The sequence below is a fragment of the Mycolicibacterium obuense genome (assembly GCF_055397605.1).
On record NZ_AP043663.1, the window covers coordinates 2,169,327 to 2,185,488 of the forward strand.

General features: G+C 68.2%; 19 protein-coding genes. 7 read left to right on the forward strand and 12 right to left on the reverse strand.

What is annotated here, in order from left to right; translation table 11 throughout:
• Positions 1-16: 16 nt before the first annotated feature.
• The gene (gene lexA, locus ACZ50N_RS10385) at positions 17-724 is read right to left on the reverse strand and encodes a transcriptional repressor LexA (RefSeq protein ID WP_046365032.1); all 708 of its coding nucleotides are present in this window, start codon (positions 722-724) and stop codon (positions 17-19) included.
• 220 nt (positions 725-944) lie between these two features.
• Here lexA and ACZ50N_RS10390 point away from each other — a divergent pair, with 220 nt between their 5' ends.
• Positions 945-1,433, forward strand: a complete 489-nt coding sequence (locus ACZ50N_RS10390) for a LysM peptidoglycan-binding domain-containing protein (RefSeq protein WP_237165649.1) — start codon at positions 945-947, stop codon at positions 1,431-1,433.
• Positions 1,434-1,589: 156 nt separating this feature from the next.
• The gene (gene nrdR, locus ACZ50N_RS10395; RefSeq protein WP_046365049.1) at positions 1,590-2,054 is read left to right on the forward strand and encodes a transcriptional regulator NrdR; all 465 of its coding nucleotides are present in this window, start codon (positions 1,590-1,592) and stop codon (positions 2,052-2,054) included.
• Positions 2,055-2,089: 35 nt separating this feature from the next.
• On the opposite strand, the gene ACZ50N_RS10400 is transcribed toward nrdR, so the two are convergent.
• The 3 genes from ACZ50N_RS10400 to ACZ50N_RS10410 all read right to left on the reverse strand — a co-directional run bounded on the left by ACZ50N_RS10400 (position 2,090) and on the right by ACZ50N_RS10410 (position 4,913).
• A complete protein-coding gene (locus ACZ50N_RS10400) occupies positions 2,090-2,776 on the reverse strand; it encodes a PhzF family protein (protein ID WP_464475297.1) in 687 nt (228 codons plus the stop codon).
• 57 nt (positions 2,777-2,833) lie between these two features.
• Positions 2,834-3,856 carry an alpha/beta fold hydrolase gene (locus ACZ50N_RS10405; protein WP_046365034.1) on the reverse strand — a complete coding sequence of 341 codons (1,023 nt, stop codon included), beginning with the start codon at positions 3,854-3,856 and terminating at the stop codon, positions 2,834-2,836.
• Between the two features lie 67 nt (positions 3,857-3,923).
• Entirely contained in the window at positions 3,924-4,913 is a 990-nt protein-coding gene (locus ACZ50N_RS10410) for a proteasome assembly chaperone family protein (RefSeq protein ID WP_046365035.1), read from the reverse strand.
• A 176-nt stretch (positions 4,914-5,089) separates the two neighbouring features.
• Here ACZ50N_RS10410 and ACZ50N_RS10415 point away from each other — a divergent pair, with 176 nt between their 5' ends.
• Positions 5,090-5,911, forward strand: a complete 822-nt coding sequence (locus ACZ50N_RS10415) for a trypsin-like serine peptidase (protein ID WP_046365036.1) — start codon at positions 5,090-5,092, stop codon at positions 5,909-5,911.
• 4 nt (positions 5,912-5,915) lie between these two features.
• Here ACZ50N_RS10415 and sthA read toward each other — a convergent pair whose 3' ends face one another.
• Positions 5,916-7,331, reverse strand: a complete 1,416-nt coding sequence (gene sthA, locus ACZ50N_RS10420; protein ID WP_046365037.1) for a Si-specific NAD(P)(+) transhydrogenase — start codon at positions 7,329-7,331, stop codon at positions 5,916-5,918.
• Between the two features lie 163 nt (positions 7,332-7,494).
• Between sthA and ACZ50N_RS10425 the strand changes: the two genes are divergently transcribed.
• Positions 7,495-8,544 (forward strand): DUF4192 domain-containing protein, encoded by a 1,050-nt coding sequence (locus ACZ50N_RS10425; protein ID WP_464475298.1) that lies wholly within the window; start codon positions 7,495-7,497, stop codon positions 8,542-8,544.
• A gap of 3 nt (positions 8,545-8,547) precedes the next feature.
• Here ACZ50N_RS10425 and ACZ50N_RS10430 read toward each other — a convergent pair whose 3' ends face one another.
• The 3 genes from ACZ50N_RS10430 to ACZ50N_RS10440 all read right to left on the reverse strand — a co-directional run bounded on the left by ACZ50N_RS10430 (position 8,548) and on the right by ACZ50N_RS10440 (position 10,884).
• The gene (locus ACZ50N_RS10430; RefSeq protein WP_046365039.1) at positions 8,548-9,237 is read right to left on the reverse strand and encodes an iron-dependent transcriptional repressor DtxR; all 690 of its coding nucleotides are present in this window, start codon (positions 9,235-9,237) and stop codon (positions 8,548-8,550) included.
• 138 nt (positions 9,238-9,375) lie between these two features.
• Entirely contained in the window at positions 9,376-10,335 is a 960-nt protein-coding gene (sigB, locus tag ACZ50N_RS10435) for a sigma-70 family RNA polymerase sigma factor SigB (RefSeq protein WP_046365040.1), read from the reverse strand.
• A gap of 147 nt (positions 10,336-10,482) precedes the next feature.
• On the reverse strand, positions 10,483-10,884 hold the full coding sequence (locus tag ACZ50N_RS10440; RefSeq protein WP_111511094.1) for a DUF3099 domain-containing protein: 402 nt from the start codon (positions 10,882-10,884) through the stop codon (positions 10,483-10,485).
• Positions 10,885-10,961: 77 nt separating this feature from the next.
• On the opposite strand from ACZ50N_RS10440, the gene ACZ50N_RS10445 reads away from it, so the two are divergent.
• Complete coding sequence (locus ACZ50N_RS10445) at positions 10,962-11,198, forward strand: DUF3039 domain-containing protein (RefSeq protein ID WP_046365042.1); 237 nt, start codon at positions 10,962-10,964, stop codon at positions 11,196-11,198.
• Here the strand turns inward: ACZ50N_RS10445 and ACZ50N_RS10450 are convergent.
• Together ACZ50N_RS10450 and ACZ50N_RS10455 are read right to left on the reverse strand one after the other, a co-directional pair.
• Positions 11,188-12,204: a YihY/virulence factor BrkB family protein gene (locus ACZ50N_RS10450; RefSeq protein WP_464475299.1), complete on the reverse strand. Its 1,017-nt coding sequence runs from the start codon at positions 12,202-12,204 to the stop codon at positions 11,188-11,190. The genes ACZ50N_RS10445 and ACZ50N_RS10450 overlap by 11 nt on opposite strands.
• A 27-nt stretch (positions 12,205-12,231) precedes the next feature.
• A complete protein-coding gene (locus ACZ50N_RS10455; RefSeq protein ID WP_046365044.1) occupies positions 12,232-12,423 on the reverse strand; it encodes a DUF7455 domain-containing protein in 192 nt (63 codons plus the stop codon).
• 132 nt (positions 12,424-12,555) lie between these two features.
• Between ACZ50N_RS10455 and ACZ50N_RS10460 the strand changes: the two genes are divergently transcribed.
• A complete protein-coding gene (locus tag ACZ50N_RS10460) occupies positions 12,556-12,939 on the forward strand; it encodes a DUF952 domain-containing protein (protein WP_464475300.1) in 384 nt (127 codons plus the stop codon).
• Here ACZ50N_RS10460 and ACZ50N_RS10465 read toward each other — a convergent pair.
• Positions 12,876-13,292, reverse strand: a complete 417-nt coding sequence (locus ACZ50N_RS10465; protein ID WP_413783424.1) for a RidA family protein — start codon at positions 13,290-13,292, stop codon at positions 12,876-12,878. The genes ACZ50N_RS10460 and ACZ50N_RS10465 overlap by 64 nt on opposite strands.
• Positions 13,293-13,399: 107 nt before the next feature.
• Here ACZ50N_RS10465 and ACZ50N_RS10470 point away from each other — a divergent pair, with 107 nt between their 5' ends.
• Positions 13,400-15,046, forward strand: a complete 1,647-nt coding sequence (locus ACZ50N_RS10470; RefSeq protein ID WP_464475301.1) for a hypothetical protein — start codon at positions 13,400-13,402, stop codon at positions 15,044-15,046.
• On the opposite strand, the gene ACZ50N_RS10475 is transcribed toward ACZ50N_RS10470, so the two are convergent.
• Positions 15,043-16,128, reverse strand: coding sequence for a methyltransferase (locus tag ACZ50N_RS10475; RefSeq protein WP_464475302.1), 1,086 nt, complete (start codon positions 16,126-16,128; stop codon positions 15,043-15,045). The two genes, ACZ50N_RS10470 and ACZ50N_RS10475, sit on opposite strands and share 4 nt — an antisense overlap.
• Between the last annotated feature and the right edge of the window lie 34 nt (positions 16,129-16,162).

The window sequence follows — 16,162 nt, forward strand, 5'->3', positions numbered from 1 at the left end:
CCGCGTCGGTGTCGGCTCAGATCTTGCGGATGACCGTCACGACCTTGCCCAGGACGGCGGCGTCGTTGCCGGGGATGGGGTCGAAAGCCGGGTTGTGGGGCATCAGCCACACCTGCCCCTTGGTCCGCTTGAACGTCTTGACGGTGGCTTCGCCGTCGATCATGGCGGCGACGATGTCACCGTTGTCCGCGACGTTCTGCTGCCGCACCACGACCCAGTCGCCGTCGCAGATCGCCGCGTCGACCATCGACTCACCCACGACCTTCAGCAGGAAGAGGGACCCGTCGCCGACGAGCTCGCGGGGCAGTGGGAACACGTCCTCGACGGCCTCCTCGGCGAGGATCGGTCCACCGGCCGCGATGCGCCCGAGCACCGGCACGAAGGTGGGCTCCGGCAGGGAGTCCGAGCCGGCGACCTCGGTCGCGACAACCGGATTGGCGGCCATGTCGTCGATGCCGCGCACGTCGACGGCCCTGGGACGGTTCGGGTCACGACGCAGGTAGCCCTTGCGTTCGAGCGTGCGCAATTGGTGTGCCACCGACGAGGTGGACGTCAGACCGACGGCGTCGCCGATCTCTCGGATGCTCGGCGGGTAGCCGCGGGTGGTCACCGAGGAGCGGATGACCTCGAGAATGGTGCGCTGACGCTCGGTCAGACCTGACCCGCGGTCACGTCGGTTGGCGGACTCCGGACCGGACGTGGTGTCGCTGCTGTCGTCGCTCATGACGACGAATGTAACGCGCGAGACACGAGTAATCAAACATGTGTTCGAGGTGTGTCGGCCTCGCGTCTGCTCTTGTCTCGGGGTCGTCGGCGGCCCGAACCGACTTGTCGGTGCCCTCGGTTAGCGTTCGCAACAGTTCGATCACATGTTCTATTCATCGAACACATGATCGAGTACTGTTCGAACACAAGAGCGAATCCACGGATCGAAAGGCAGTCAGATGACCGTTCTCCATGAGGCCGATGTCCGTCAGCCCGCGCGCCGCACCGCGCGTCCCGTGCGGATCGGGCCGGCCACCTCGGCGGCACCGGTCGGCCGGTCTGCCCGGCCGGTCCGGCCGGGACGCCGCCAGCGTCCCGGTGGTGCGCCGCTGCAGTACCGCGGCAGTGGCGTCCTGGTGTCGCGGGCGTCGCACCGACGCCGTCCCATCACCCCCGCGGCCACGGTGCTGCTCGCGCTCGTCGCCGCCGCCATCACGCTGTGGCTGGGTCTGGTGGCCCAGGCGGGCGGCGTCGTCGGGCCTCAGGAAGACGTGCCTGGCCGGTTGGCAGTCGTTCAGGTGCACACGGGAGAGTCGTTGCAGGAGGTCGCCCAGCGCGTCGCGCCGCACGCGCCGGTGACGGACGTGGTGGCGAAGATCCGCGAGCTCAACCAACTCGAGACGGTCGCGCTGACTGCCGGCCAGACGCTGATCGCTCCGATCGCCTGACCTCAGCAACAAGGCTCGCGAACAGGCAGCGTGGTGGCGATCGTGGACATTGCGGTCTGGAACGCGCCCATGGGCACTGTGCTGAGCTGCGCGCTGCTACCGCAGGTACGCTCGAAGACGTTCGAAGCGGTCCGTCGGTGCGGTGAAGGAGCAGTGGTGCACTGTCCGTTCTGCCGACATCCTGATTCGCGGGTGGTCGATTCCCGGGAGACAGACGAGGGCCAGGCGATTCGTCGGCGCCGTTCGTGTCCCGAGTGTGGTCGGCGGTTCACGACGGTGGAGACCGCGGTGCTGGCGGTGGTGAAACGCAGTGGCGTCACCGAGCCGTTCAGCCGAGAAAAAGTGATCAAAGGGGTGCGACGGGCCTGTCAGGGGCGGCAGGTCGACGACGATGCACTCAATCTTCTGGCGCAGAAGGTGGAAGACGCGGTGCGCGCCACCGGATCTCCCGAGGTGCCCAGCAACGAGGTCGGTCTCGCGATCCTGGGTCCGCTGCGCGACCTCGATGAGGTGGCGTACCTCCGTTTCGCCTCGGTGTACCGATCCTTCTCCTCCGCCGAAGACTTCGAGCGTGAGATCGAAGCCCTCCGGGCGCACCGCGAGGTGTCGGCGGGCGGCTGATGCTCGCCAGTCGACTGCTCTGCGCCGACGGTCGCTCAGTCGATCTGGCGCCGACCGTCCTCGACCACGCGGCCGGCGACCTGAACCCAGCCCTCGGCACTCCACACGGTGTGGATGACAGAGCCGCGACCCTGCACGATCGTCAGGTCCCGACTCAAGTACTCAGTGATGCGCACGGCCGCGGCACCCGTCGCTTCGTCTTCGCGGATGCCGAGCCCCGCGGCGAACATTCGCGACCGAATGGTCCCGGTTTCCCGGTCGAGCCAGGTCCACAGGTAGTGCTTGTCGCCATCGCCGTAGTCCTCGGGATCGGCAGCCGCCAACGACTCGAGACTGTCGATGTCATAGATCGCGAACTCTGGCGCCCACTCGGCGCGCGCGCTCACCGAGGTCAGCTCGTCGGAGTAATCGACCTGCACAAGGCCTGCGGGCACCTGCAGCGTCCGAATCGGCGCGCCCTGCTGCGACAGCCACCACGCCGCGCCGACCGTGGGGTGTCCGGCGAAGGGCATTTCGGTGGTCGGAGTGTGGATGTGGGCGTGTGCGGTGCGGGTTCCAGGCTCGGGTGTCGTGACGAATATCGTTTCGCTGTAGCCCAATTCGGCGGCAATACGCTGCCGGTCCGCGGGGGAGACGGTGTCGGAGTCGATGACGCCGAGAGGATTGCCGAAGTCACCTTTGTCGTCGGTGAACACTCGCAGCACGGTCACATCGATGGCCATGAGCCGATGCTACGTCGTGAATGTGCCGCAGCGGCCGCCCCTCGATGGGCGCAGCTCTCAGGTGGCGCTGCGCTCGTCGGCCCCCATGGCATCGAGAACGGCGACGCGCGTGTCCGCCGGGCCGGACAGGGCGCTCTCCTCGATTCCCGTCCGCAGCAGCGTGCGCAGGTATTCCTGGTCGTAAACCGCGGGTTGCGTCCCGTCGATGAACTTCTCCACCACCTCGACGAACCGGTCGGGATCGTCGTGGAACGGAAAATGCCCTGAGCCCGGGAAGATTTCGAGCTGCGACCCCGGCATGGCAGCGTGAGCCATCTCGGCATGGCCGACCGGAATCACCGAATCACCGCTGCCCCAGATCAATTGCACCGGCACCGACTGCGTCAGATAGCAGCGATCGAGCATCGTGACGACCTGGCCACGCCAATCCACGACGGCCCGCAGCGTCCGTGCGAACGCCGACGAGGCTGTCGGCTCGGGCAGATCGGCGAGGATCCGCAGCATGTCGGGAATGTCGCGACCCGCACCGGTGGAACCGAACATCGCCCCACCCAGCCGGCCCACGAGCTGCAGCGCCGGGAGCACCAGCGGTAGCCGCAGCAACGCCAGCGCCTCGGTGCCCATCGGCAGCGATGCCACCCGCAGCGCGATGTTGACATCCTTGGTCACCCCGCCGGCGCCGACGAGGATCAGCCGATCGACCAACTGCGGGAACTGGTAGGCGAACTGCATGGCCACGCCACCGCCGAGCGAGTGCCCGACCACGGTCACGGTGTCGATGCCGAGCACGCTCAGAAGGTCCCGCATGCCGTTGGCATAAGCGGCCACCGAGTAATCCGCACGGGGCTTGTCGGACTTGCCGTGGCCAAGGAGGTCAGGTGCGATCACGGTGAACCGCTGCGCCAGCGCGGTCTGCACCGTGCTCCACGTGGTCGAGTTGTCACCGATTCCGTGGATCAACAGAATGGCGGGGCCGGACCCGGCGATGCGGTACGCCCGTCGGTAGCCGTGGATCGTGCGGTACTGCAGCGTCGGTGTCAGTTCCCGCACCGTGCGCAGGTTCGGTTTGCGCTCGCTCATCGCCCGCCGTCACTTGTCATGTCGCCCACTTCGTCGTCGGGACGGGACCCGTGTGGACCCGGGACGATTACGAGCTGTCCCGGGGATCGTCCTTGTCTTTGTCCTTCTGGTACTCCCCGGCCTGCTGGGCGAGGAACCGCTCGAATTCGGCGCCGAGTTCGTCGCCGCTGGGCAGTTCCTCGTCGCGCGCGAGGAGGGACCGGTTCTCCTGTGCGGCAACGAACGCATCGTATTGCCTCTCCAGGGCGTCCACCACTTGAGCGACCTCCGCGCTCGCAGCCACCTGCTCGTTCACCTTCTCGGCGACCTCCGCGGCCGCCCGGCTCAGGTCGGCGGTGGGGATCTGCAGCGACGCGCTGCGCGCCACCTCTGCCAGCAGTGTCTCGGCCGCCGCCGGATAGTCGGTCTGGGCCAGGTAGTGCGGCACGTGGACGCTGAAACCGACGACCTCGTGTCCGTGCTGGGCCATCCGGAACTCCAGCAGATTCGATACGCTGCCCGGCACCGCCACCTCCCCGACCCAGGGCTGGTGTTCGGAGATCAGCTCTTTGTCGTTGGCGTGCGCGGTCAGGGTGATCGGACGGGTGTGCGGCACGGCCATCGGGATCGCGCCCAGACCGATGACGCGCCGCACCGCCAGCTGCTCCGACAGCAATCGCACGGCGGTGATGAACCGCTCCCAGCGCAGATCGGGCTCGAGCCCGGCCAGCAACAGGAACGGCGTGCCGACACTGTCGCGCACCGCGTACAGGTTGAGCTCCGGCTCCTCGTAGCTGGTGAAGTGATCGGTCTTGAACGTCATCAGCGGGCGCCGCGACCGATAGTCGAGCAGCTCGTCGATCGCGAACGAGGCCACCAATTCGGTGTCGAGCGTGGTCTTCAAATGCTCGGCGGCCAGCTTGATGGCCCTGCCCGCGTCGGAGAAGCCTTCCAATGCGTGGATCAACACCGGTCCGCGACCGTCGGCGGAGGACAGCGAGGGCGCCGGGAACTCGAGCTCGTACATGCCTGTCTGCTCGGGTTGGTAGTGCTGACCGGATTCAGTCTCGTCAGCCATGTCCCTCGCCTCCTGTCCTTAGTCGCGGTTCTCCGGACCAGTGTCCCTCACCGGTCGGCGGCCATCTCACCCGTGTCTTCGAACAACCGTGCACCGATGTGACATTCCGCGGCGTGACGGCCGATCTACCCTCGTCGGCCGTCACGAAAACGCCACATGGAGGATCATCGGAGGGTATGCGCCTGTTCGCCTGCGTCCGGCCCGCGCTGGCCGTGCTCGCCACGGCCTCGCTGACCGCGTGCGGTACCGCCTACCCGGCTCCGCCGTCGGCGGGCGAAGCAGACCCTGCGCCGGCGGCAGCAGTGCCGACGGCCAGCGACGCGGCGCCGGGGGCCGCGCATCCGGTGTCCCCGGACCCCCACATGGGGGCGCTGTTCTACGGCACGGACGACCTGCATTTCTGCACGGCCTCGGTGCTCAAATCCGCGGTTGCCGACCTGATCCTCACGGCCGCCCACTGCGTCACCGACGGCGCGGACACCACGTTCGTGCCCGGCTTCTCCGACGCGGCATCTCCCGATGCCCGGTGGCGGCTCGACGCCATCTATCTCGATCCGCGCTGGTTGGCCGATCAGGATCCGGCCGCTGACGTCGCCGTCGCCCGGGTGAGCCGCAACGATGGCGACTCCCTGCGATCGTTGGCCGACGGCGGCCTACAGCTGGGCAGTACACCCGCGCCCGGCACCGCCGTGACAGTCGTCGGCTACGGCGTCGGCGTCGGGGGAGGGCCGACCGCGTGCTCCGCGCCGACCGCACCCCCGCGCGACGGGTTCCCGGTCGTGCACTGCGACGGCATCGTGGCCGGCTTCTCCGGCGCGCCGTGGGAGGTGGGTTCGACCGTGGTGGGGATCATCGGTGGACTCGACGGCGGGGGTTGCCGCGACGAGGTGTCCTACACGCCGGCCTTCGGGGATGCCGTTCGCGCGCTCGTGGCGCGTGCGGAAGCGGGTGGACCGTCGGACGATCCGCCGGCGAGTTTCGACGACGGCTGTAGCTGAGGCCTCAGACGCCGAACTGCTTGAGTGCGCGCAACTTGTTCATCACGTCCAGCGCCGCCACCTTGTACGCCTCGGAGAACGTCGGATAGTTGAACACCGCGTCGACCAGGTATTCGATGGTCCCGCCGCATCCCATCACCGCCTGCCCGATGTGCACCAGCTCCGTCGCGCTGCTGCCGAAGATGTGCACCCCCAGCAGCGACAGGTCTTCCGTCGACACCAGCAGCTTGAGCATTCCGTAGGAATCGCCGGCGATCTGCCCCCGCGCGAGCTCCCGGTATCGGGAAACCCCCACCTCGTAGGGCACGGCGTCGTTGGTCAGCTGCACTTCGGTCGCGCCGACGTAGGACACCTCGGGGATGGAGTAGATCCCGATCGGCTGCAGCTCCGTCATCCCGTGGCACGGCTCCCCGAAGGCGTGGTAGGCCGCCAACCGGCCCTGGTCCATCGAGGTGGCCGCCAGCGCAGGGAATCCGATGACGTCGCCGACGGCGTAGATGTGGTCGACCTTGGTGCAGAAGTTGTCGTCGACGAAGATCCGGCCGCGGGCGTCGGCTTCCAGGCCGGCGTTGGCGAGGTCGAGGTGCTCGGTCTGGCCTTGCCGGCCGGCGGAGTACATGACCGTCTCCGCGGGGATCTTCTTGCCGCTGGCCAGCGTCGTCACCGTGCCGCTCGAGCCGACGTCGACGGCGGTCACCTCCTCGCCGAAGCGGAACGTGACGGCCAGGTCCCGCAGATGGAACTTCAGCGATTCGATGATCTCGGGGTCGCAGAACTCGAGCATGGCGTCGCGTTTCTCGACGACGGTCACCTTGGTTCCCAGCGCGGCGAACATCGACGCGTACTCGATGCCGATCACGCCGGCGCCGACGACGACCATGGACGTCGGCAGGGTCTTGAGGTCGAGGATGCCGTCGGAGTCGAGAACGCGTTCGTCGTCGAACTCCACTCCCGGCGGGCGGGCGGGTTTCGTCCCGGTGGCCAGCACGATGTACCGACCTTTCACCGTGGTGTGCTCGCGGCGTTCGGGGTCTTCGACCTCGATGGTGTGTGCGTCGACGAAGCGGCCGTGCCCGGAGATCAGGTCGATCCGGTTGCGCATCAGCTGGGAGCGCACGACGTCTTGTTCCTTGCCGATGACGTGGGTGGTGCGGGCCAGCAGATCGGCCGGAGTGATCTTGTCCTTGACCCGGTAGCTCGCGCCGTAGAGCTCGCGCTGGCTCATACCCGTCAGGTAGACGACCGCCTCGCGCAGCGTCTTGGACGGGATGGTGCCGGTGTTGACGCAGACGCCGCCGAGCATGCGGCCGCGCTCGATGACCGCCACCGATTTGCCGAGTTTGGCGGCGGCGATCGCGGCCTTCTGCCCTCCCGGACCCGAACCGATGACCACCAGGTCGTATTCCAGCATCGAAGCCATGCAGACAGACTTGCGCCTGTACGCCGGCTACGCATGCCGGCGGAGGTCAACTTCTCGTGAACACTGCCGCCGCGTTGTCCCCAAAGCCGATTTCATCCCCAGTTCGGTGCGACCGCAGTAGTCACAGCGCCACGGTGTCGGAGTCAGTTGCCAGGTTGGCGGTATGTCCTCAACACCACACCCCGAAGCACCCCTCGACCGGCCTGGTGCACTGATCGCGGCGCTGCCCGCCGTGCTCGGCTTCGTGCCCGAGAAATCGATCGTGCTCGTCACCGTCGTCGACGACGAGATGGGCGCGGTCATGCGTGCCGATCTGTCCGAGCCGCGGGAGACGTGCGTGCCACACCTGGCCGAGTTGGCGGCCGCAGCGGGCGCGGAGGCGGTGATCGCGGTGATCGTCGACGCCGAGGGTGCCAGCTGTCCCATGTGCAAGGACCTGTATCGAGAATGGGCGAGCGACCTGGCGGTGGAGGCGGCGCGATGGGGCATCGAGTTGCTCGCCGCGCACGTCTGTGACGTCGTGGCCGTTGGTGGGCGGTGGAGCTGCGCGGACGGCTGCGGTGCGACCGGCGCGGTCGAGGACCCGAGCGCGTCGCCTGTCGCTGCGGCGGCGGTACTGGACGGCCGGCGGCTCTATGCCCGTCGCGACGAGCTGCTCGATGTCGTCGCCGTCACCGACCCTGCGCACAGCGCCGTGCTCGCGCAGATGATCGAGGCGGCCGGACCGCTCGAGGGTGCGCGCGCGGGTGCGTGCGCACGCAGCGACATCGAGCATGCCCTGGAGTGCGCCGAACAACTCGCGGGCGGTGACCCGGTCCGCGACGAGCAGGCCAGCCGGTTGGCGCTGTCGCTGACCGATCCGCGGGTGCGGGACACGCTCTACGCGCTCGCCGTCGGCGACCGCGCCGGCATGGCCGAGGCGCTGTGGGCCGAGCTGTCACGCCGGCTGCCCACCCCGTGGCGCGTCGAAGCCCTTGTCCTGCTGGCCTTCTCGGCATACGCGCGCGGAGACGGGCCCTTGGCCGGGATATCGCTGGACGCCGCACTGCGCTGCCAGCCGCTCCACCGGATGGCCGGGATGCTCGATCAGGCTCTGCAGTCGGGGCTGCGCCCGGAGCAGATCAGGGAGCTGGCGCGAACGGGGTACCGGCTCGCCGCGCAGCTCGGTGTCCGGCTGCCTCCGCGCCAGACGTTCGGCCGGCGGGCCGGATGAGCGTCAGACCTTCTCGACCTTGACGGCGTGCGCCATCTCGTGGGGGAGTTCGACCTGCTCGTGGCCCGGGATCACGATCATCACGCCACCGTGGTCGTTGACCTCGACAGTCACCCGCGCGTTGGGTACGACGCCGGCGTCTTTGAGCCGAGCGATCAGATCGACGTCGCCCTGGACATGCTCGGTGAGCTGGCGCACCACCACCGCGACGGGCATGCCGGCGGGCATCTCGGTCAGGCGGGCCAGGTTGCGCGTCTCGTCCAGCAGGCTGTCGACGCCGAGCTCGGACAGGCCCGGAATCGGGTTTCCGAAGGGCGACGTCGTCGGATTGTCGAGGACCTGCACCAGCCGGCGCTCGACGTCCACGCTCATGACGTGCTCCCAGCGGCACGCTTCGGCATGCACTTCTTCCCAGGGCAGACCGATCACATCGACCAGGAGCCGTTCGGCGAGGCGGTGTTTGCGCATCACGGCCACGGCCAGTGCGCGGCCCTTGTCGGTCAGCTCGAGGTGCCGGTCGCCGGCGACGCGGAGCAGTCCGTCGCGCTCCATCCGCGACACGGTCTGGCTGACGGTGGGGCCGCTCTGCTCGAGGCGCTCGGCGATGCGTGCGCGCAGCGGTACCACGCCCTCTTCCTCGAGGTCGTAGATGGTTCGCAGATACATCTCGGTGGTGTCGACAAGATCGTTCATTCGCGTAGCCCTCCGTCGGGGGCGAGTCTACCGGCCACCGCATTCGATAGCGGCTCTTCCTGCAGCGACCCGGGCCACACCGGGCCGCACAGCAGTGAGCCCGCCGGGTGGTCCGACGGGCTCACTGGCAGAACAGGGTCAGCTGGCGTACGAGCGGAGCCGGTCCGCGCGTTCGCCGTTGCGCAGCTTGGCCATCACTTCCCGCTCGATCTGGCGGACCCGCTCGCGCGACAGGCCGAAGAGCTTGCCGATCTGGTCGAGCGTGCGCGGCTGCCCGTCGTCGAGACCGAAGCGCAGCCGGATCACCTGCTGTTCGCGTTCGTCGAGAGTGGCCAGCACGTACCGGATGTCGGTGTGCAGCAGCTCGGAGATCACGGCGTTCTCCGCCGACATCGCCTCGGCGTCTTCGATGAAGTCGCCCAGCGGTGCTTCCTCGTCGCTGCCGACCGGCATGTCGAGGCTCACCGGATCCCGGCTGTGCTCGAGGAGATCGTTGATCTTCTCGACCGGAATGCCGGACTCGGCCGCCAACTCTTCATCGGTGGCCTCGCGGCCCAGATTCTGGTGCATTTCGCGCTTGATGCGGGCGAGCTTGTTGACCTGCTCGACCAGATGCACGGGGAGGCGGATGGTGCGGCTCTGGTCGGCCATCCCGCGCGTGATCGCCTGACGGATCCACCAGGTGGCGTAGGTCGAGAACTTGAAACCCTTGCTGTAGTCGAACTTCTCCATCGCGCGGATCAGCCCGAGGTTGCCCTCCTGGATCAGGTCGAGCAGCGGCATCCCTCGGCCGGTGTAGCGCTTGGCCAGCGACACCACGAGCCGCAGGTTGGCTTCCAAGAGGTGACGTCGGGCAGCTTCGCCGTCGCGAACCACTGCGGCGAGATCGCGTTTACGGTTCTCGCCCAACCGCTTACGAGTCGCGAGAAGGTGTTGCGCGTAGAGCCCCGCCTCGATCCGCTTGGCCAGCTCGACCTCGTCGGCGGCGTTGAGTAGAGCCGTCTTCCCGATCCCGTTCAGATACACCCGCACCAAGTCGGCGGCGGGGGACTGAGCGTCGAGGTCTTGGTCCATGCGGCTGGTGGTGGCATTTGCCATGACGGCCTCCTGATCGGGTGGAACTTTCAAGAGCTTCAACGCCCCAGACCCGCTCAGAGTTCCCACGATGGATCCGCTTCACACCTTCTGATCAGCGGTTATTCGGGCACGACCTGAGAATGTGCTGAGAAATGAGCAAGAACGCGCTCAGCTGCGGAAGTCGCCGTCGGAATCGGCCGGATCCGGTTGCGGTGCGCGCGGAGGGCGGATATCGAGTGCGGGCCGCTCCGCGGTCGGGAAGAGCGGGATGCGCGTCTGGTTCTGGTAGCGGCGCGGCTCCTCGGCGCGACGCGGCGGCCGATCGTTGGCGATCAGGACGGCCATCCACGGCAGCGGGATCGCCACCACGACGATGGCCAACGAGATGAGGCCGTTGTGCCAGATGCCGTAGGCGACCGCGGCAAGGATGAGTGACGGGATGCGGAAGGACATCAATGCCAAGTACTTCCGGACCCGCTGACGGTGCTGTTCCTCGTAGGCGGGGGCGGCCCTGGTGATGAGTACGGGCTGGCCCTCGTCGTCGAAACTCAGCTCTTGGCCTTGTTTCATATCTCCACTGTTCCACATCGGAAGCAAGCAATGCCTGCCGCATTTATTACCGATTCATTCCCAGGCAGAATGGCGTCATGCAAACCCAGACGATCGAACGCCCCGATACCGACGAACGCGTCGACGACGGGACCGACGACGACGCCCCGAAGGTCTTCCACTACGTCAAGAAGGACAAGATCGCCGAGAGTGCGGTCATGGGCACGCATGTGGTCGCGCTGTGCGGTGAGGTGTTCCCCGTGACCCGTTCGGCCAAGCCGGGATCGCCGGTGTGCCCGGACTGCAAACGCATCTACGAACAACTCAAGAAGTAGCGGCGTCGGAGTCCTGCACCGCCGGCGTCGTGGGGGCGCCGGCCGGCACGGCCCCATTGCCGCGCGCCGCTTCCGTTCGCGCCTCCAGCCATTCACGTGCGCGGTTGACATGGGTGGCCGGAGCGGGCCATTCCTCCTGGATCGCAGCGTTGAGTTCCGCCCCGATCATGATCGCGAACCCGAGGAAGAACGCGAAGAGAAGAAACGCGATGGGCGTGGCGAGCGCGCCGTAGGTGTATCCGGTGCTCGTGATCCAGGTCAGATAGACCCGCAGACCCCAGGTGGCGACGAGGAACACCGTGGTCGCCAGCACGGAGCCCAGAATCAGTCGATGCGTGGGCAGCGGCCGGGGGAGGGACACCCGGTACAGGACGAGGACTCCCACGGTGATCGCCACGAACAGCACCGGGTAGTACCCGAAGCGCAGCACGTTGTCCCAGCTGTCGGGGATGAACTCGGCGATCTTGCGGGGGCCGAGCGCCAGGAACGGCGCCGTGGCGATCGCGCCGACCAGCATGACGACGTAGAGCCCGAGCGCATAGAACCTCTGCCGCACGGGGTGCCGCAGAGGTGTCTGATCGTGCGCCTCGGTGATCGAGTCAACGAATGCCGAAACCGCCGACGACCCCGCCCACAGCGAGATCACGAAGCCGATCGACACGACCTCGCCCCGGGCACCCCTGACGATGTCGCGCACCGTCGGCTCGATGATCTCGCTGACCACGTTGGGCGAGAAGAACCGTCCCGCAGTGCTGATCAGCTGGTTCTCGATCACCGGCAGGGTGTCGGGACCGAACAGTGGCGCGATATAGGCCAAACTGCCCAGCATGCCGAGGAGCAATGGCGGCAGAGACAGCGCGCACCAGAAAGCAGCCTGAGCCGATTCGGAGAAAATCGAATCGTCCCAACTCTTCGACAGGGCTCTGAGCGAGATCTGCCTGACGTGATGACGAGACGGGGTGGCGCGAGGCGGTCGGTCACCCGAGCGCGAAGACTGGTCACTCATGACCAGCCCAGCATGCCGAATTTCGGGCTACGACTCCACCGGGCTCACTTCGAGCACCGCGGCCAACGCGACGAGCTTGGCTTCGTGCTCGTTGGCGTGGTGTTGGCAGAACAGCAGCTCGGCACCTGACGGGAGCTTGGCACGCACCTTGGCCGCCGCTCCACACCGGTCGCAGCGATCAGCCCTGGTCAATTCCGGACTGGTGAGCGTTGCGGTCATGGCACCTCCATAGGGTGTAGCGACGTAGTTCTACTGTGTCAGACGCTCGGGGTTTCGGCCTTGTTCCCCGGGGGTTTACGGGTGTGTCGTGTCTCACGGCCGTCCGATTGACGGCTCGGAAAGGCGGCTGGTATGTCGAGTTCGGCACGCGTCGCGGACTATGTGCACCTGTGCACTTCTGACGAGTGGACGGCTGCGATGAGGTGCGCAGCGCACCGGCCCTCGTCGTTGACCGATGTGGGGTTCGTGCACCTGTCCACGCCCGAGCAGGTCCATCTGCCCGCGAACCGGCTCTTCGCCGGTCGCACGGACCTGGTGCTGCTGCACATCGACGGGGCTCACCTGACATCTCCTGTTCGCTGGGAGCCGGGGGTTCCGACTGATCCAGATGGCATGGAGTTCCCACATTTGTACGGAGAACTGCCGGTTGCGGCTGTGATCCGCGTCACTCCCTACGCCCCGGGTCCGGACGGGGTGTTCGCCCCGCTACCGCCCTCGTCCCCGCCGGTGACGTAGGCGTCGGCTTCGATCTCGACGACGAGACCGGGATCGATCAGCGCCGACACCTCGACCATGGTCGCCGCGGGGCGGATCGCCCCGAAGACCTCCGCGTGCACCGCGCCCACCTCGGGCCACGACGCGATGTCGGTGACGAAGATGCGAGTCCGGACGACATCGGACAGGGACGCGCCCACCTCGGCGAGTGCGGCGGCGATGCGCCGCAGCGCTTCTCTGGTCTGAGCGCTCGCGGTCGGGCCGGGTGCAGTGGTGCCGGCGACTGCGACGAACGGCCCGACCCGCACCGCGCGGGAGTAGCCAACGCGGTCTTCGAACGGGGAGCCTGAGGACACGGTGACGCGATGGTGCACGCCGCAGACCATATGCGCCGACATGACCCGGCGCGCCTATTGACTCTCGCGCGGATTTGCCGGTTAGATCTCAGCAATTCACAAGCAAAGCGGCGGGGGGATCGCGCATGCCCAACGAGGGGTACGGGACGAAGAAAACGGGCGGGCGGACGACTGTCGGTCAATGGCTGGCAGCCGGCACTGGTGGCGCGGCCATGATGGGCATCGGCGTCGTCTTGAGCCTGTCGCCCGGCCACGGCGCACCTCCGCGTCTGGATGTCGTGCTGACCTCGACGGAAAGCGCGCTGTCGCCCGAAGGTGCTGGCAGTGAACAACTCTGGCTGTTCGGTTGGGCGGGATCGGATCGTCGGGACGCAGCTGTGGCATCGACCACCCGCACGTCGGCGACCCCGAGGCCGACGATGGTCGGCCCTGGCGGCTGGCTGATCGGCGATGGCGCCGACGCGCCGCTGGACTGCACAGGCGCCGCCTGCAACGGACGCAATGGCGGTCTTCTCTGGGGAGACGGCGGCGACGGCGCCAACGGTGGCAAAGGTGGCAACGGCGGACTTCTTGGCGGAAACGGCGGCCGCGGGGGAGACGGCACTTCTCCCGGCCAGGACGGCGGTGCCGGTGGGAACGCCGGGCGCTTCGCCGACACCGGAAACGGTGGTGACGGCGGCAACGGCGCAGACGGCGGACCGGGCATGGCCGGCGGAAAGGGTGGCGCCGGCGGTGCGGCCGGACGCCTCTACGGCAACGGTGGCAATGGCGGAAACGGCGGCAAGGGCGGGGTGGGCCTCGACGGCGACAATCCGGCTCCCGTCGGTCGTGCCGCCACTGGCAACCCCAGCTATCTGGGTACCTCCGGGTCGCCGTTCGCCGGTGCCGTCGTCGACGGAGCCATCACCGGCGCCACGGGTGGTCGCGGCGGCGACGGAGCCGCGGGCAGCAACCAGTCCGGCGGCCAGGGTGGCACCGGCCAGGGCGCCCGCGGACTTTTCGGTCGTCACCTGTTCACGATCAGCGGTAACGGCGGAGACGGCGGCAATGGCGCCGGCGGCGGCATGGGCGGCGACGGCGGAAGCGCAGGGCTGGCCCAGCAGGTCGCGCCCGGCGCAGCCGCGTTCGGTGGCCGGGGCGGTAACGGCGGCGTGGGCGGCACCGGCGCGCGGGGTGGCGACGGCGGCGACGGTGGCAACGTCGACATCGGCTCCACGGTCGGCTTCGGCGGTGCGGGCGGCAACGGCGGGGCCGGCGGTACCGGTGCGACGGGCGGCACGGGTGCGTCAGGAGGAGCAGGAGGCGCCGGCGGTCGCGCGGGCCGGCTCACGGGCACCGGTGGTGCCGGCGGAGCCGGTGGTTCTGGCGGTCGAGGTGGCACCGGCGCGGCGGGCGGAATCGGAGGAGACGGCGGCGACGGCGGGGTCGACGTGTCCGATCCGGTGCGCGGCACCGTGACCGACGGTGACGGCGGCGACGGCGGTGCGGGCGGCCGTGGCGGAACCGGTGGTGCCGGGGGCACCGGCGGAGCCGGGGGACGCGGCGGCGCGGGTAGCGAGGAACAGAACTCTGCCGGCAGCGACGGCGCCGGCGGATCGACCGGCGGCGGAGGCGCGGGCGGTGTCGGTGGCCGCGGCGGCAGCGGTGGTTCCCGCGGTGACAACGCCGGCGGGGCCGGTTCGTCGGGCAGCGCCGGAAGTGCCGGAAGTGGTACGTCCGGCGGTGCCGGCGGCAGCGGCGGCGCAGGCGGGGCGGGTAACCGCGCGGATTAAGCGGGCACCGCCTCGATCACCGACAGCGGACTGACTGTCGGGATCACTTTCGTCAGTCGAAAACCGGCCTGGCGCAGCAACTCTGAGTACTCGGATCGGGTGCGTTCCCGACCGTGCAGCATCAGCAGCATCTCGAGGTCCAGCATGTGGCCGATGAACGAGGTCGCGCGCTCGGGCAGCACCATTTCCAACAGTACGAGCCTGCCGTCGGCGTCGATGCCGGTCCGGATGTTGCGCAGAATCGTGAGGGAGTGCTCGTCGTCCCAGTCGTGGATGACGTTCTTCATCACGTAGAGGTCGGCGCCGGCGGGCACGCTGTCGAGAAACGATCCGCTCTCGACGCTCGCGCGCCCTGCCACCCCGGCGGCGTCGAAGACCCGCCCCGCCCCCTCGACCACTGCGGGGAGATCGAACAGCACTCCGCGCGCCTGCGGCGCACTCTGCAGAATGGTCGCCAGTACCGCCCCGTGGCCCCCGCCGACATCGACGGCGAGCCGGCAGCCGCTGAAGTCATACGCTTGCAGCGCAACCTCATTCGACAGTCCGCTGGCGGCGGTCATCGCGTTGTTGAACACCTCGGCGAACTCGGGATCGGTGTCGAGATAGTCGAAGAACGGCATCCCGCGCAGCATGTCGGCGGCCGGCTCGCCGGTGCGCACCGAGTAGTCCAGGCTGCCCCAGTCCGCCCATCGCGCGGGGTGTCCGATGAACAGCACCATGTCGCGCATCGATGCGGGAGTGTCGGCGCGCAGCGCCTGACCCACCGCCGTCAGCGCGAAGCGTCCGTCGCGGCGCTCGCGCAGTGCGCCGCGACTGGTCAGCGCGCGCATGAGCCGGTGCACGGCATCGGGATGTGCTCCCACCGCCTTCGCGACATCGGCGAAATGCCGCGGGCCGCCGGCCAATTCGTCGGCGATACCCAGCTTCGCCGCAACGTAGAGCACCTGCGTGGTCCACGCCCCCGTGGCGAGTTCGAGCAGTGCCACGTTTCCCGGGGCGGTGCGACGGTGCCACTGCGCCAACGTCGCACGCACCCGATCGACAGCCCGGATCACCGCCACCGGCGGAAGAGTTCGTCCCATGGTCGTAGACCGTAAGCGGACCGCCTTGAACAAT

Bases quoted from the DNA above. Each gene is read 5' to 3' on its own strand.
- sigB (WP_046365040.1), bottom strand. From the start codon at position 10,335: ATGGCAAATGCCACCACCAGCCGCATGGACCAAGACCTCGACGCTCAG.
- ACZ50N_RS10405 (WP_046365034.1), bottom strand. From the start codon at position 3,856: ATGAGCGAGCGCAAACCGAACCTGCGCACGGTGCGGGAACTGACACCG.
- ACZ50N_RS10400 (WP_464475297.1), bottom strand. From the start codon at position 2,776: ATGGCCATCGATGTGACCGTGCTGCGAGTGTTCACCGACGACAAAGGT.
- ACZ50N_RS10460 (WP_464475300.1), top strand. From the start codon at position 12,556: ATGTCGAGTTCGGCACGCGTCGCGGACTATGTGCACCTGTGCACTTCT.
- ACZ50N_RS10415 (WP_046365036.1), top strand. From the start codon at position 5,090: ATGCGCCTGTTCGCCTGCGTCCGGCCCGCGCTGGCCGTGCTCGCCACG.
- sthA (WP_046365037.1), bottom strand. From the start codon at position 7,331: ATGGCTTCGATGCTGGAATACGACCTGGTGGTCATCGGTTCGGGTCCG.
- ACZ50N_RS10475 (WP_464475302.1), bottom strand. From the start codon at position 16,128: ATGGGACGAACTCTTCCGCCGGTGGCGGTGATCCGGGCTGTCGATCGG.
- ACZ50N_RS10410 (WP_046365035.1), bottom strand. From the start codon at position 4,913: ATGGCTGACGAGACTGAATCCGGTCAGCACTACCAACCCGAGCAGACA.
- ACZ50N_RS10455 (WP_046365044.1), bottom strand. From the start codon at position 12,423: ATGACCGCAACGCTCACCAGTCCGGAATTGACCAGGGCTGATCGCTGC.
- ACZ50N_RS10430 (WP_046365039.1), bottom strand. From the start codon at position 9,237: ATGAACGATCTTGTCGACACCACCGAGATGTATCTGCGAACCATCTAC.
- ACZ50N_RS10440 (WP_111511094.1), bottom strand. From the start codon at position 10,884: ATGAAACAAGGCCAAGAGCTGAGTTTCGACGACGAGGGCCAGCCCGTA.
- ACZ50N_RS10425 (WP_464475298.1), top strand. From the start codon at position 7,495: ATGTCCTCAACACCACACCCCGAAGCACCCCTCGACCGGCCTGGTGCA.
- lexA (WP_046365032.1), bottom strand. From the start codon at position 724: ATGAGCGACGACAGCAGCGACACCACGTCCGGTCCGGAGTCCGCCAAC.
- ACZ50N_RS10450 (WP_464475299.1), bottom strand. From the start codon at position 12,204: ATGAGTGACCAGTCTTCGCGCTCGGGTGACCGACCGCCTCGCGCCACC.
- ACZ50N_RS10390 (WP_237165649.1), top strand. From the start codon at position 945: ATGACCGTTCTCCATGAGGCCGATGTCCGTCAGCCCGCGCGCCGCACC.
- ACZ50N_RS10445 (WP_046365042.1), top strand. From the start codon at position 10,962: ATGCAAACCCAGACGATCGAACGCCCCGATACCGACGAACGCGTCGAC.
- ACZ50N_RS10470 (WP_464475301.1), top strand. From the start codon at position 13,400: ATGCCCAACGAGGGGTACGGGACGAAGAAAACGGGCGGGCGGACGACT.